Origin of the sequence: Staphylococcus sp. IVB6181, from assembly GCF_025561445.1 — a bacterium.
GTDB lineage: Bacteria > Bacillota > Bacilli > Staphylococcales > Staphylococcaceae > Staphylococcus > Staphylococcus simulans_B.
This window is the reverse complement of sequence record NZ_CP095096.1, coordinates 165,389-180,125: the sequence shown is the minus strand read 5'-3', so window position 1 is coordinate 180,125 and position 14,737 is coordinate 165,389. Positions and strand designations below refer to the sequence as shown.

Below are 14,737 nucleotides of genomic sequence, written 5' to 3'. Positions count from 1 at the left end.
TTTGGTCTTAATTCCATTATGACGGATACAGTGAGGTGCGACAAAGTATACCCCTTCAAGTATGTGTTTTGTCATATATCATTAACAATTCGGGTAGAAGAACATAAAGCTTTCTTTATTTGTAGAAACATTGTATGATGTAAGTATAATAATTATACTAGATAAGCAGGAGGGATAGTATGACACTGATTACAGGACATCACCATATCTCAATGTACACAAAAGATGCACGTGAAAATAAACAATTTTACACAGAAGTATTAGGTTTGCGCTTAATCGAAAAATCTGTAAACCAAGATAATCCATCGATGTATCATATCTTCTACGGGGATGAAACAGGTGCACCGGGCACATTATTAACATTCTTTGAAATGAGTATGCTGGGCAAACATCATTCAGGTACAAACAGTATTGAACGTTTAGTTTTATTAGTACCAGATGAAGCTGCTATCACATACTTTAAAGAGCGTTTAAGCCAGCATAATGTAGATGCTGAAACAACAACGTATTTAAACCAACCGGCTTTAGCTTTTGAAGATCCAGACGGTTTGAAGTTAGTATTAATGGTTAACGGCGACCATACGATTCCAAAAGTATGGCATTATAATCCATATACAGATGTACCGAGCGAACATCAAATTCTAGGTATGGGGCCAGTAGAATTGCATTTGCGTAATTTAGCGCCTACCATCGATTTCTTAACAAACGTATTAGGCTACCAAGCACACCCAAGCGATGAAAATGTATATACACTTGACCAAAGCGGACGTTACAGCGACTTTGTCTTAGTGGAAGAACAAGGCGAAAGTGTTAAACCAGGCCGCGGTTATGTCCATCATATCGCTGTCAGTATCCCGACTGATGAAGCTTTGCAGACGGTACTTGAAAAATTAGATCAATTGCCTGGCAACAACTCTGGTATTATCGACCGTTACTTCTTTAAATCCATCTACTACCGCAACAACAAAATTCTTTATGAATTTGCGACAGAAGCACCTGGCTTCACTGTAGATACTGATGTTAAAGACTTAGGAAGCAAACTGACATTACCTGACTTCCTTGAACATAAACGTGATGAAATCGAACGCCAATTAAAAGAAATTTAATAATTTTACTGCACAAAGCACAGAGTTTTTCTTTGGTGCTTTGTGTTTTTTATGCGCACAGAAAAAGCCTGAAGCAAAGCGCTTCAGACTTTAAAATGATTGTGATTTAATTGGCTGAGTTCTTTAATGATTTTATGACTCTGTGCATTTAACCCTACCACTGTTACATGATTCTGTTTGTGCTTAAGTTTATTTACGAGATTGTCAATCGCATCTACTGCAGAATCGTCCCATAAGTGTGCTCGGCTTAAATTTATCGTGATTGTCTTATGGTGCTGATTCAAATCGATTTGTCCCATCAGACTATCAATCGAAACAAAGAAGATTTGTCCTTTAATTGCCAGCTGTACATGATCGCCTTGCTGATGTTGCTGCACGTCCACTTGGGATATCTTTGCAGCAAAGAATAAGGCACTGAAGACAACCCCGACAACTACACCAATCGCAAGATTGTGCGTAAATAAGACAATGATAACGGTCAGCAGCATTACAACAGCGTCTGTTTTCGGAGCATTCTTAATATATTTGAAAGAGCCCCAATCGACTGTACCTACTGAAACCATCACCATAATACCTGCTAAAATGGGCATTGGAATTTTAACTACAATATCCCCTAAGACCATAATCATGAACATCAGCATGACTCCTGCAGTCAGTGTAGAAAGACGACTGTTGGCACCAGAACGTACGTTGATACCAGATTGTCCAATCATTGCACAACCGCCCATACCGCCAAATAATCCTGTGATGATGTTCGCAATCCCTTGGCCTCTGGACTCTTTGTTCTTGTTAGAGTACGTATCTGTATAGTCATCTACAATTTTAGCTGTTAATAAGCTTTCTACTAACCCTACAATCGCCATTGAGAGCGCATAAGGGAAAATAATTCGTAAAGTTTCTAAATTATAAGGCACATCAGGAATTAAGAAATGCGGTAATTTCTGTTGAATATTGCCTAAATCTCCTACCGTTCTAACATCAGACCCAAATATCATATAAATCGCAGTCAATACGACAATCGCAATCAGCGGTGCGGGTATGCGGATACGCTTAAACAACGGAATGATATATACCATGAGAAGTGTTACAATAACGTAGATATAAGTATGAATCGAAATACCAAAGATATGTTCAAGTTGAGACATGAAGATCATGATACCTAAAGCATTTACAAATCCTATCATGACAGAACGCGGAATAAACTTCATCAAGCGTCCGATTTTAAGTACGCCTAAGATAAATTGAATCAGCCCCATTAAGATAGTGGCTGCTAATAGATACTCTAAACCATGGTCGCGTACTAAAGGTGTAACAACTAAGGCAACAGCACCTGTAGCGCCGGAAATCATAGCTGGACGTCCGCCTGCAATTGCCGTAACAGTCGCAATATTAAACGCGGCATATAAGCCGACCATCGGATCGACACCTGCGATAATTGAAAAGGCAATCGCTTCAGGTATTAATGCCAAAGCAACAACTAAGCCGGCCATAAAGTTCTTGCCAGGCTGCTGCAGCCATTCTGTTTTAAATGTCTCAAACATAATGAATCTCCTTTACGTGAAATACTACTAAGCAAGTATAACAGAAAAGTTTCATATTTCTATCCCTTTTTGAAACTAATTGACTATAAGTTAGGTGAATATAATGAAATACGGCTATCTCCGTCCTGTAGAAATCAATGATACATGTACCGTACAATGTCAAAAAACCCAAAATTATACCGATAAACTCTTAGAAGAAAAGCATGCTGAAGCTAAAAAGCGCATTGTATTAGATGAACTGCTGCATACTACACTCAAACCAAACGATACGTTATATGTCACTGACTTGTGTATCCTGGCAGATTCAACACGTCAGCTTTTAGATATTTTAGACTTGCTTGAAAAGCAGCACATCTCCTTGTATGTTATTAATCTTAATCAAGCACTTACAGGCAATACTCATCAAAATTTCCATACGCATTTAAAATATTTAACCCAATTTCAAAGCGATGTCGTTAAGTTCAGAACACGTCTCGGTATCGAAAAATATGTTAGAGAAGGCAAGTCGCCTGGACGTCCAAAACGTAATGATAAAAACTTGAAAGATGCGATTGAAATGTACATGTCGAAACAATATACACTTGATGAAATCAAAGCTAAAACCAATATCAGCCGAGCAACTTTATACAGACATTTAGACCGTTAAAAAGCAGCGTCCTAAGCTTCAAAAACTAGGACGCTGCTTTATTATAATTATAACCCAAAAGGTTGTTATGATAGGCTTTTAAGACACCCTTCAGTCTAGTGTTTAATCAATACATCATGATATTCAGGTGTTTCTTCTAAGACTTTCTTAGCGAATGGGCAAGTCGCTAAAATCTTCACATTATTTTCACGTGCCCAATTAACGCCTGCTTCTACTAATTGTTTCCCGACACCTTGACCTTGCATGCTTTCTCCTACACCTGTATGGTCAATAATAATTTTGTCTTCTCCTGTCGGTACATATGTCATTTCTGCATCGGGTTGTGCTTCAGAATCTCCTACATAGAACTTGTTATTACCATGTTTTACTTCTGCCATTGTATCAACCTCACTTTATGAATTGTTTGATATAAAAACTATACCACTTAGTACTATTTCTAAACGTCTTACCTTTTCATTCTTTATTCATTTTACACGCAAATATATTTCTCAAACCTTTTATATCTGACACCTCATTCTAAAGAACATATAAAAAGGTGGAAATACCTTGAACAATTCTATAAAATTAACATGTAGCTCTACACCATGCATCAAGAGTAAACTATAGATATAGGGAGACAATCAGTTATGTTACAAGCTTTCAAGAGAATCGCAGCAGTAGTAATAACAGCGCTATTAATCACCGCAATCATCATATGCGGTATGATCGCTTATGATAAATATAAACACAGCAGTAATATCGATGCGGCTAAATACTTTGAAAACAAAGATAAGAAAGAACATAAAAAGCAGCCAGAAAAAGAACATAAGAAAAAAGAAGAACAAAACGACAATCAGCAAGATACAGCAGCACAAGAACAGGTGCACTATGAACAGCCTCAGCAACAACCTGTTTACCAAGCACCTGCACCGCAACCTAAAGCACAGCCTGACTCAAATTCAGAGCCGAAACAAGAAGAAAAAGCTGAAGAGAAACCACAGCCTAAACCAGAACCAAAACCTGAGCCGGCTAAACCTGAACAAGCAAAACCGCAACAGGCACCGCCTGCACAAAGCTCAAATCAAAATCAAGAAAGCAACCATAAATAACAGTTAACGCACATCTTCATGGTGTGCGTTTTCTATTGCCTGCAGCTTCCTCGACAGTACACACTCTACCTTAAAGACACTTCATTTTAGACTGCCATGTTATTTCCCAGGTAATACTACGAGTACTTGTTATACAAGGTTTCATCAAACATTCTAGACAACCCAGGCACTCTTTAATTCCTTGATATAACCCATTAAAATTAGGCAAACACCTGTTAAAAATGTTTGCCTATTATACTGACTATTAAATTTATTCTTCAACTAATAAGTCTTTATCGTTTGGATTATCTTCAATGAGTTTCTTCGCAAACCAGCATTTTGCGTCGATTTTCATATTGTTTTCTCTTGCGTATTTTACACCTGCTTGAACTAACTGGTTGCCTACGCCTTGACCTCTTAAACTTGGATCTACACCTGTATGCGTAATAATCATTACATCACCATTTGGAGTATAATCCATTTCTGCAGTTGGTTTAGATTCATCGCCTACATAGAATCTATTATTATTGTGTTTAATTTCAGCCATCTTATTCACCTCATTTAAAGTTGTTCATATATTTATTATACCCGGTTAAGTGTGAAACCAATCGGATTATGCTTAAAGGGTTAATTAGGCATATATATTTTAATTTTCGAAACGAACTTATTGCATATTTACAATTATTTGTTAAGCTATCATAGTGGAAAAATGAAACTCGTGAGAGAAAAATAGGTCTTATGCATCATTTATGTCTTGGCTTTTTCTTTTATAATGAGAAATAGATAGAAAGATTGAGGAGTATCATATTATGGATTATAGAGTATTATTATATTATAAATATGTCACTATTGATGACCCAGAAACTTATGCGGCAGAACACTTAGACTTCTGCAAAGCACATAATTTAAAAGGCCGTATTTTAGTGTCTACTGAAGGTATCAACGGTACACTTTCAGGCACAAAAGAAGATACGGATGCTTATATTGCACATATGCGTGCAGATGAACGCTTCAAAGATATTACATTCAAGATTGATGAAGCAGAAGGCCATGCATTCAAGAAAATGCATGTACGCCCAAGAAAAGAAATTGTTGCACTGGACTTAGAAAATGATATTGACCCGCGCGAAACAACAGGAAAATATTTATCTCCGGTTGAATTCAGAGAAGCATTACAAGACGATGATACAATCGTTATTGATGCACGTAATGATTATGAATTCGACTTAGGCCATTTCCGCGGTGCAGTACGTCCGAACATTACACGTTTTCGTGACTTGCCAGATTGGATCAAAGAAAACAAAGACATGTTCATGGACAAAAAAATTGTCACTTATTGTACCGGCGGTATCCGCTGTGAAAAATTCTCAGGCTTCTTGCTTAAAGAAGGCTTTGAAGATGTAGCACAATTAGAAGGCGGTATCGCAACTTACGGTAAAGATCCAGAAACACAAGGCGAATTATGGGACGGTAAAATGTACGTCTTTGACGAACGTATCAGTGTAGATGTCAACCAAGTAGAAAAAACAGTCATCGGCAAAGAATGGTTCGACGGTACACCATGCGAACGCTATATCAATTGCAGCGACCCTGACTGCAATAAACAAATCTTAGTTTCAGAAGAAAACGAACACCGTTATTTAGGTGCTTGCTGTAAAGAATGTGCACAGCACGAACGTAATCGCTATGTCGCAAAACACAACATCAGCGATGAGGAAAAAGAAAGACGTCTTAAAAACTTTGATGCATTAGTCACACAATAAGAGATTAAAGATGAGGCAAGGACAAATTCAAGTCCTTGCCTCTTTTTTACCATAAACCTCTGATTTCACCCTAGCATATTTTTGCAGTTGTTCGGAGGTGTGTACCTACTCGACCCAAACGTATGCCTGACTGTTTGCGGATTTTATGTTTTAAGTATTTCTGAATAAGTGATTAGCTTAGGTATCTCTTCTATGAAATGGATGTAGTCTTGAATATCAATATTTTCATCCGCAAATATCACTCTTCCTCCCTCTCTGGTATTATCTTCTTTTAAATGATGCAAACGATGATAACCTGTTTGACTCGTCGCAAAATAACCAGTCGTATAATGTAAATCATCAGATACACAAAGTTCTCCCCTTACATTAGGATTATGTGACAATATCGTCGCAATCGCTAAGGCATCTTGAACTCTATCATTAAGTGTTGCCTCTTCACTATTTTGTTTGAACGCAAATCGCGTTGCACGTACCCCACGTTCATTTGTTTTATCAAGACGCTTACCTGTTTCAGCACATAAAATGACTGCACCTCTGTAACATGTGGCATTTTTGATATAAGACCACCCTTGGTTTAAGGCTTTCTCTGTAATACCGTTTTGACGACATAGTTGTGTTAAATCTGCGTTGCTATCATCAATAATCGAGAGTGCCGGCAGTCTTAAAACAGGTGATGTCACCTTCTCAATCTTTAAGTTCATAAAGTCAGGCTGCCCATTCTGATGAAAGAAACCTTTTTGATAAAAAGTTTGTAATACAGTTGGAAGTTCTGAAGCTTCACATAGTGTTTCTGCTCCGCTGATATGGATATCGTGTCGGTTTGCACGCATTTTCACACTATACATGTGTCACCACCCCTTTAACTATATTAAACAACTGCTTGATATCTGCCTCATCAATGTATGTGTTCAATGAAATACGTAAGGTCGGAAGTGAAACTGTAGGATAACGGAAATAACTGACCAGTATGCCTTGATCCAACAATGTTTGATAAATATTTTCTGCTTGTTCATGGGTTTTAAATTCAATTGCTTTGATAGGTGTGTCTGTAAATATCGATTCCGTCCATAACGGTTGGAAATAATCATTAAAGCAGTCGCTAAGACGCTTCAACTTCCCTCTGCTTTTATCAGCATCTAATAACGCCTGATATTTCTGTTTAAGTTGCACCAATACTGCTCCCGGCAAACCGCTAGAGTAAATCACTGCACGTCCTGTATTGATTATAAGTTCTCTAACAATAGAAGGACATAAAATAACACCGCCATAAGCCCCCATTCCTTTAGACAAGCTTGCAGTTAAAATATCAACCTTACTATAATCTAAATCTAGTCCTAATCCGAAGCCATGAGAATCATCTACAAGCAACAATATATTGGAATGGCGCTCTTTGATTTGAAATAATTCCTTCAAATCCGCTTTGTCACCATCAGTTGAAAATACCGAGTCCGTCACGATCACTTTCGTCATATCATTAGGCAAGTCATCTATAAAATGATCTAAAGCCTTGTAATCCAAATGAGAGTAAATCATTTTATTTAAACCACTTAATTTAATACCATCAATCAAGCTCGCATGGTTCGCCGCATCAGATAAAACTATTACATTTTCTCCCTTAAATATATTAAACACTGCAAGGTTAGCATCATAGCCACTATTTGTTATTAAGCATGCTTCAAATGGTAATGCATCAGCTATAGCCTCTTCAGTTTGCTGATACAAATTATCGTTACCGCTTACTAATCTTGAACTAGATAAATTACAGCGTTCAAAACCTTCAGTATGAGCGAGTGGTAACTGACCCAGTCCCAAATAATCATTCGAAGTGAAATTAATAAAAGTGCGACCTTCCATGGTTATGTATTTTCCTTTTAACTGATCCACTGTTTTTAAAGTTCTTAAATTTCCTTGTTGCTGAATATTTTTTAATTTTTGATGAAAGTCCATAAATACCCTCTTTTGTAAGTAATTTTATAGTCGCTACTAATAGAATAAGGGGAGTAATCACAATTGTAAACTTTTATTTTATATAAGTTTACATATAGTATAAAGAAGTCTCTATAGTCATCCCGCTAGACTGCCATGTCATATTTTCTCACCTATCGTGTTAGTTTTTCTCACCTATTTTTGCACTTTAAAGTGTGACACGCTATGCTCTTTTTAAGGAGTGAAGACATCATGAATATCAACGATACTTTATTTATTTTCTTATGTACGCTTTTAGTGTGGTTAATGACACCTGGGTTGAGTTTGTTTTATGGAGGGTTAGTGCAGTCTAAAAATGTTTTAGATACGATTATGCAAAGTATGGCTGCCATTGTGGTTGTGACTGTTGCTTGGATTGTATTAGGTTTTACACTTAGTTTTGCGCCAGGAACATCATGGATCGGCGGACTTCAATATTTCTTTGCGCAGCATGTCGGCTTTTCAACACAAACGGAACTTTCACCGCATATTCCGTTTGCTTTATTTATGATTTTCCAACTTATGTTTTGTACGATTGCTGTTTCAATCTTATCTGGTTCGATTTCTGAGAAGATGAAGTTTTTCCCTTACCTCATTTTTGTCTTTGTTTGGGTCATTGTGGTATATAGTCCTGTCGCGCATTGGGTATGGGGCGGCGGTTGGATTGATCGTCTTGGCGCAATTGATTATGCAGGCGGTACGGTTGTACATATTTCATCTGGTGTTTCCGGACTTGTATTAGCTATGATGATTGGCGCAGGACGCACCTTTGATAAAAGACCGCCGCACAATCTGGTTATTAGTTTAATCGGCGCCATCATGGTTTGGCTGGGCTGGTATGGATTTAATGTAGGCAGCGCATACACATTCAATGCAATTGCGATGACTGCGTTCGTTAACACAGTACTCGGCGCAAGTGCAGGTGCGCTTTCTTGGATGGCAATGGAATACCTCACTAAACGTACAACCAGCTTAGTGGGTATGTTATCTGGTGTGCTGGCAGGGCTTGTCACCATTACGCCTGCTGCGGGATATGTCCATTTAATCAGTGCATTAATCTTATCTGGTATCGGCGGTATAGGTTGTTTCTTCACCATTAATTATATTAAGGTCAAGCTCAACTACAACGACGCTTTAGATGCTTTTGGTTTACATGGTATGGGTGGAATTATCGGTGCTTTATTGACAGGTGTCTTTCAATCCCATCAAATCAATTCTAAAATTGCGGATGGTCTGCTATTAGGAGGCAATTGGTATGCAGTTGTTGTACAGTTCATCGCAGTCGCTGTGACACTGCTCTTCAGTGGTATCATGACCTTCCTTATTGCTAAGATTATTGGCCGCTTTAGTGAATTAGGCACAACAGAAGAAGAAGTAGGTCTGGATTATATACAACATGGGGAACGTGCTTATTTCTATGGTGAGCTTAACAAATTGAATCACAGATTATAAGGTTTAGTACTTCACCTCGCTATTTTGTCAGAGATAGAATTCAAAAAATTTAAAATTTTATAGATAAAACACTATACTTTTTAATTATTTTATGCGATAATATTTCCATGTTACAGGCAACGTGCGCTAACACGATGCTTGAGACCGTTAAAAAGACGGTGACATTTTATTAGGATTTTTAAACCATCTAAACTGTCCAAGTGATTAGATGAGTTGTTTTTTGTCTTTTTTTGAGATGAATGAATTAATAAACATCACAATTATGAACTGTCATTCACAGAATATTATCATGAGGCTAATTGCTTCAAATACACTCATTTTTATATTTTTGTATTCATAGAGCGCCGTGCTCCAACACGACGCTTGAGATCTTTAAAATTACGGTAACATTAATTACAAGTTTTCCCCATCTAAATTCTGTCAAAATTGATTAGATGGGTTTTTTTATTTTTCAAGTCCAATGAAATAATGGACTTTACGATTACGAACTGCACTTCACAGATTATTACCTTTAAACTGATTGCTTCTAATATGCTCATTCAACTTATTTTCTCGTCATTTTATCAACGCTCATTTTCTAAAGGTTTTAAATCCTTTTATCTTCTCACTATACTTTTAATCTATTTCATGGGATAATACTATTGTATTAAAAATAGCGCCGTGCTCTTACACGACGCTTGAGACCGTTAAAAAGACGGTGACATTGCTTTAATAGGTTTACCCATCTAACTCAGTCAAAATTGATTAGATGGGTTATTTTTTTTCGTTTTTTGAGATATATGAAATAATGAACGTCACGATTACGAACTGTAGTTCACAGAACATGATCATGAGGCTAATAGCTTCAAATACACTCATATTACAAACCTTTCTTTAGAATTCAGCGGTCCCATAGGCACCACCTCCTTCTCATCAGATTTGCCACCATCTATTCAACTTTCTCATTTTTTCATTATAAGTTATGAACAGTCATTTTACATTAAGACATAGGAAAATTTTATGGTTTTATTCTCAATTACATAGAGTTTGTATGCAAAAGAATAACATTTTTTACAAAAATTAAAACTACTTGGTCATATAGTGTCACCCCGCCTCTTTCTTTAAGAAGCGGGGTGATTATTTATACGACTTGTGTATGCTGATTTGAAATATGATGATCAAGTTCAAATTTTACTTCGGATGTCACTTTCTTATATTGATAAATAAAGTATGCGACCCATAATAGAGTCAGTACCGCTCCGAGATAATAGCTTAATGTTAAATCTAAACCGAAGCCGATTTTCTGACTTAAAATATATACAAAGATATTCCAAGTCATGAATGTAGCAGGTACTGCCGCAACCCAGAAGTTCTTCTTCGCAAGCAATAGATACATTGCTCCTACCCATAAAGCAACAACCGCAGTTGTTTGGTTAGCCCACGAGAAGTAGCGCCATAAGATAGTGAAATCAATACGTGTCAATGCGAAACTAACTACGAATAATGGTGCCGCAACCATAATACGTTTCCATAATGAACGCTGATTAACCTTCAAGTAGTCTGCGATAATCATACGTGCACTTCTAAATGATGTATCACCACTAGTAATAGGTAATACAATCACACCTAATACCGCAATTGTACCTAGTACTGATCCTAGCAATAAATGAGAAGCTTTACTTACTACTAATGCTGCTTCACCTTGTGCTAATACACTTTGTAATCCTTCGTAACCATTGAACAAACTCATACCCGCAGCTGCCCAAATCATCGCAATGACACCTTCTGCGACCATCATGCCGTAGAAGATAAAACGACCGTTCTTTTCATTGTTTGTCGTACGTGAAATAATAGGTGTTTGTGTCGCGTGGAAGCCTGATAACGCACCGCATGTAATTGTGAAGAACAATAATGGGAATATCGGTGCACCATCCGGATGCATATTCTGCAAACTTAATTCAGGAATATGTGCGCCTGTTTGGATTAAACGAAAACCCATGCCGATAGCACTGATTAATAATAAGGCGCCGAAAATCGGATAAATACGACCAATAATTTTATCAATCGGTAAAATCGTAGATAGAATATAGTATACGAAGATCACGAAGATAATGATGCCTAACGCAATACGTCCATCCATTAAATTATGTAATAATAAGGCTGGACTTGTAACGAAAACTGTCCCTGTGAGTAGTAATAATAAAATCGAGAAGACATTGACGAAGTGTTTCATCACCTTGCCTAAGAATTTACTCGCAAGTTCCGGTAAATGTGCCCCTTTATTTCGAATAGAAATCATACCCGTTAAATAATCATGTACCGCTCCTGCAAAGATACATCCTAAGACAATCCATAAGAATGCGACTGGTCCGTATAATGCCCCCATAATCGGACCGAAGATAGGTCCCACCCCTGCAATATTCAGTAATTGAATCAAGGAGTTGGATGATGTCTTCATCGGTAAATAGTCCACATTATCACGCTGATGATGTGCAGGTGTCGGTCTTGCCTCTTTAGGACCGAACATCTTGTCAATATACTTCCCATAAGTGAAATAACCTACAATCAGTAAAATGATTGAAACAATAAAAGTAACCATTCCACAATCCCCCTTTTATTTCTCTTTCAGATGCGATTCTAGATGTGTCAACTTTGTGAAAGCGTTTTCTTAATTGAACCACATTTTTCAAATTGTCACAAGATTGTGAAATAGGTAACAGTTATAAGAGTGATACGAAGCATTTTAACTGCTTCATTTAAATTTTATGGAATGTTTAGTACGCATTTTCTACACTTCCCTGCCACTAACTATTAATAAAATATAAACAAGCCTGTTCTTTTATTAGCGACTTACTAAGATTACTTTTAAAGGCACTTCTATGATTGAACTTTCATTAACCCAGTTATAACATGATTTTCAGAAATTCAATCATGATCACTTTTTGGAGGTGACTTAATGGAAAATTTGATGATTGCTTCAAGCAAAAGTGCTAGACCACATTTTGATTCAAAACGACGAGTAATCAATATAGAAAGTTGTAGTTTTGATTATACGGATGTCGGAGCGTTTATTTTAACAGACAACGACAAACGAATGATTGAGCAATATATTTCCGAGGAAATTTCGATACCTTTGATTATTGTCAAAGCACATGCACAAAACCTTATTGAAAAGCATTTGAATTGCATTGCTTACTTTATAGATGGAAAACATACTTGCAATAGAGATTTCGATAATCGAAAAATCGAATCACTCATCGAACATTATGAAAGCAGTCTGCTCCCTCCATTTTTCAAAGCATTGAAAGCCTATACTTCACAAGGGAATATACAATTTGATTGTCCTGGACATCAAGGCGGACGTTACTTTTTGAAACAACCTGCCGGAAGACAATTCTATCGCTTTTTCGGTGAGAATATTTTCAGATCTGACCTGTGTAACGCTGATACAGACCTTGGGGACTTATTGATTCATGAAGGGCCTGCAAAAGCAGCACAAAAGCATGCGGCTAAAGTATATAACGCAGACAAAACTTATTTTGTTATGGGTGGTTCTACAACATCTAACAGTATCGCCGTCGCATCTGCAGTGTCACCGGATGATTTAATCTTATTCGACCGCAATAACCATAAGTCAGTCTATACTTCCGCATTAGTCAAAGAAGGCGGTCGTCCTGTTTACATGCAGACGGCAAGAGACCATTACGGATTAATCGGCGGAATCAATATCAAAGATTTTGATGAAAACTTCTTGCGTGAAGAGGTTAGAAAAATAGATCCGGAGCGTGCAGAGTGGCAGCGTCCTTTCAGACTTGCGGTAATACAGCTTGGTACGTATGACGGTACAATTTACAACGCTAAAGACGTGGTAGAAAAAATCGGTCCTTTATGCGATTACATCTTATTTGATTCAGCTTGGGTAGGATATGAACAATTTATTCCTTTGATGAAACATGCATCTCCGCTGCTTTTGGACTTAGATGAAAATGACCCTGGCATCTTTGTCGTACAATCTGTGCATAAGCAGCAAGCGGGTTTTTCGCAAACATCGCAGATTCATAAAAAAGATAAACATATCAAAGGACAGCATCGCTACATTAATCATAAGTGTTTCAATAACGCATATATGCAATATGCTACAACGTCGCCGTTTTATCCTTTATTTGCGTCGTTGGATATCAATGCCAAAATGCAAGAAGGCGCCTTAGGACGCAAGATGTGGGAATCATGTTTAAAAACTTCTATCAGTGCTCGGAAAAAAATTGCTAAATACTGTTCATTAATCAAGCCTTTCATTCCAGAAAAAGTAAATGGGAAAAATTGGGAAAAAGCAGCGACTGAAAATATCATGTCGAATATTGATTATTGGAAGTTCCGACCTGAAGAAAAATGGCATGGGTTCTCTGAATATGAGAAAGAACAATATTTTATTGATCCATTTAAATTAATCTTAACAACGCCAGGTATCAACACAGAAAACGATACTTACCTTGACTTCGGTATTCCTGCAGCTGTGTTAACATGTTTCCTAAAAGAACACGGCATTATAGCAGAAAAGAACAACCTGAATTCTATATTATTTTTGATGACACCTGCAGAAGATGAGATAAAAATCGATAATCTGATTACACGCCTGCTTCAATTCGAACACTATATTCATACAGATGCACCTTTAGAAGAAGTATTGCCGGAATTGTACAGCCATTATGCTGAGCGCTACAACGGCTATACAATTAAACAACTCTGCCAAGAAATGCATGATATGTATAAGTTTCATGATTCCAAAGAGCTTCAGAAATTTTTATTTTTGAAAGCACACTTTCCAGTCCAAAACATGTCTCCTAAAGCAGCGAATATTGCATTCAAAAAAGGTCACAGCAAACTGGTCAAAGTTTCCGAAATCAAAGGTGAAACTGCACTTGAAGGTGCCTTGCCGTATCCGCCAGGTATATTCTGTGTGGTCCCAGGAGAAGTTTGGAACGAACATGCACAATCTTATTTTCTGGCTTTAGAAGAATGTATCAACCGATTTCCAGGTTTAGCACCTGAAATCCAAGGTGTTTACTTTGAACAACATCACAACCATATTGCCGCATTTGCTTATGTATATGATAAACAAACATTCACTTAACTTAATTGGTGAAGGAAATGATTATCCATATCTCTCCAGAAAGAAAGACGCTGACAACCTCAAAGGCTTTCAGCGTCTTTTTGTTAA

At 37.3% G+C, this 14,737-nt stretch carries 13 protein-coding genes; 6 read left to right on the top strand and 7 right to left on the bottom strand.

The features are described from left to right. Positions 1-179: 179 nt before the first annotated feature. Complete coding sequence (locus MUA90_RS00850; protein WP_262587729.1) at positions 180-1,106, top strand: VOC family protein; 927 nt, start codon at positions 180-182, stop codon at positions 1,104-1,106. A gap of 83 nt (positions 1,107-1,189) precedes the next feature. Here MUA90_RS00850 and MUA90_RS00845 read toward each other — a convergent pair whose 3' ends face one another. Beyond that, complete coding sequence (locus tag MUA90_RS00845) at positions 1,190-2,647, bottom strand: SulP family inorganic anion transporter (RefSeq protein WP_262587728.1); 1,458 nt, start codon at positions 2,645-2,647, stop codon at positions 1,190-1,192. A 103-nt stretch (positions 2,648-2,750) separates the two neighbouring features. Here MUA90_RS00845 and MUA90_RS00840 point away from each other — a divergent pair, with 103 nt between their 5' ends. Beyond that, positions 2,751-3,293, top strand: coding sequence for a recombinase family protein (locus MUA90_RS00840; protein WP_262587727.1), 543 nt, complete (start codon positions 2,751-2,753; stop codon positions 3,291-3,293). 95 nt (positions 3,294-3,388) lie between these two features. On the opposite strand, the gene MUA90_RS00835 is transcribed toward MUA90_RS00840, so the two are convergent. Next, positions 3,389-3,670, bottom strand: a complete 282-nt coding sequence (locus MUA90_RS00835; protein ID WP_114604260.1) for a GNAT family N-acetyltransferase — start codon at positions 3,668-3,670, stop codon at positions 3,389-3,391. A gap of 249 nt (positions 3,671-3,919) precedes the next feature. Here MUA90_RS00835 and MUA90_RS00830 point away from each other — a divergent pair, with 249 nt between their 5' ends. Beyond that, positions 3,920-4,381: a hypothetical protein gene (locus tag MUA90_RS00830; protein WP_262587725.1), complete on the top strand. Its 462-nt coding sequence runs from the start codon at positions 3,920-3,922 to the stop codon at positions 4,379-4,381. Positions 4,382-4,631: 250 nt separating this feature from the next. On the opposite strand, the gene MUA90_RS00825 is transcribed toward MUA90_RS00830, so the two are convergent. Continuing rightward, a complete protein-coding gene (locus MUA90_RS00825) occupies positions 4,632-4,907 on the bottom strand; it encodes a GNAT family N-acetyltransferase (protein ID WP_262587723.1) in 276 nt (91 codons plus the stop codon). Positions 4,908-5,169: 262 nt separating this feature from the next. On the opposite strand from MUA90_RS00825, the gene MUA90_RS00820 reads away from it, so the two are divergent. Next, the gene (locus MUA90_RS00820; RefSeq protein ID WP_114604258.1) at positions 5,170-6,123 is read left to right on the top strand and encodes an oxygen-dependent tRNA uridine(34) hydroxylase TrhO; all 954 of its coding nucleotides are present in this window, start codon (positions 5,170-5,172) and stop codon (positions 6,121-6,123) included. Positions 6,124-6,266: 143 nt separating this feature from the next. Here the strand turns inward: MUA90_RS00820 and MUA90_RS00815 are convergent, their stop codons facing one another. After that, complete coding sequence (locus MUA90_RS00815) at positions 6,267-6,968, bottom strand: 6-carboxyhexanoate--CoA ligase (RefSeq protein ID WP_262587721.1); 702 nt, start codon at positions 6,966-6,968, stop codon at positions 6,267-6,269. Next, positions 6,961-8,070: an aminotransferase class I/II-fold pyridoxal phosphate-dependent enzyme gene (locus MUA90_RS00810; RefSeq protein WP_262587719.1), complete on the bottom strand. Its 1,110-nt coding sequence runs from the start codon at positions 8,068-8,070 to the stop codon at positions 6,961-6,963. The genes MUA90_RS00815 and MUA90_RS00810 overlap by 8 nt, the downstream gene beginning before the upstream one ends. A gap of 231 nt (positions 8,071-8,301) precedes the next feature. Here MUA90_RS00810 and MUA90_RS00805 point away from each other — a divergent pair, with 231 nt between their 5' ends. Next, positions 8,302-9,540, top strand: a complete 1,239-nt coding sequence (locus MUA90_RS00805; protein ID WP_262587717.1) for an ammonium transporter — start codon at positions 8,302-8,304, stop codon at positions 9,538-9,540. Between the two features lie 753 nt (positions 9,541-10,293). Here the strand turns inward: MUA90_RS00805 and MUA90_RS14000 are convergent. After that, complete coding sequence (locus MUA90_RS14000) at positions 10,294-10,398, bottom strand: putative holin-like toxin (RefSeq protein WP_398577362.1); 105 nt, start codon at positions 10,396-10,398, stop codon at positions 10,294-10,296. 262 nt (positions 10,399-10,660) lie between these two features. Further along, a complete protein-coding gene (locus tag MUA90_RS00800) occupies positions 10,661-12,118 on the bottom strand; it encodes a carbon starvation CstA family protein (protein WP_105993935.1) in 1,458 nt (485 codons plus the stop codon). Positions 12,119-12,475: 357 nt separating this feature from the next. On the opposite strand from MUA90_RS00800, the gene speC reads away from it, so the two are divergent. After that, positions 12,476-14,650, top strand: a complete 2,175-nt coding sequence (gene speC, locus MUA90_RS00795) for an ornithine decarboxylase (RefSeq protein WP_262587714.1) — start codon at positions 12,476-12,478, stop codon at positions 14,648-14,650. The last annotated feature ends 87 nt before the right edge of the window (positions 14,651-14,737 follow it).

Bases quoted from the DNA above. Each gene is read 5' to 3' on its own strand.
- MUA90_RS00820 (WP_114604258.1), top strand. From the start codon at position 5,170: ATGGATTATAGAGTATTATTATATTATAAATATGTCACTATTGATGAC.
- MUA90_RS00800 (WP_105993935.1), bottom strand. From the start codon at position 12,118: ATGGTTACTTTTATTGTTTCAATCATTTTACTGATTGTAGGTTATTTC.
- MUA90_RS00805 (WP_262587717.1), top strand. From the start codon at position 8,302: ATGAATATCAACGATACTTTATTTATTTTCTTATGTACGCTTTTAGTG.
- MUA90_RS00845 (WP_262587728.1), bottom strand. From the start codon at position 2,647: ATGTTTGAGACATTTAAAACAGAATGGCTGCAGCAGCCTGGCAAGAAC.
- MUA90_RS00830 (WP_262587725.1), top strand. From the start codon at position 3,920: ATGTTACAAGCTTTCAAGAGAATCGCAGCAGTAGTAATAACAGCGCTA.
- MUA90_RS00835 (WP_114604260.1), bottom strand. From the start codon at position 3,670: ATGGCAGAAGTAAAACATGGTAATAACAAGTTCTATGTAGGAGATTCT.
- MUA90_RS00810 (WP_262587719.1), bottom strand. From the start codon at position 8,070: ATGGACTTTCATCAAAAATTAAAAAATATTCAGCAACAAGGAAATTTA.
- MUA90_RS00815 (WP_262587721.1), bottom strand. From the start codon at position 6,968: ATGTATAGTGTGAAAATGCGTGCAAACCGACACGATATCCATATCAGC.
- MUA90_RS14000 (WP_398577362.1), bottom strand. From the start codon at position 10,398: ATGAGTGTATTTGAAGCTATTAGCCTCATGATCATGTTCTGTGAACTA.
- MUA90_RS00840 (WP_262587727.1), top strand. From the start codon at position 2,751: ATGAAATACGGCTATCTCCGTCCTGTAGAAATCAATGATACATGTACC.
- speC (WP_262587714.1), top strand. From the start codon at position 12,476: ATGGAAAATTTGATGATTGCTTCAAGCAAAAGTGCTAGACCACATTTT.
- MUA90_RS00850 (WP_262587729.1), top strand. From the start codon at position 180: ATGACACTGATTACAGGACATCACCATATCTCAATGTACACAAAAGAT.
- MUA90_RS00825 (WP_262587723.1), bottom strand. From the start codon at position 4,907: ATGGCTGAAATTAAACACAATAATAATAGATTCTATGTAGGCGATGAA.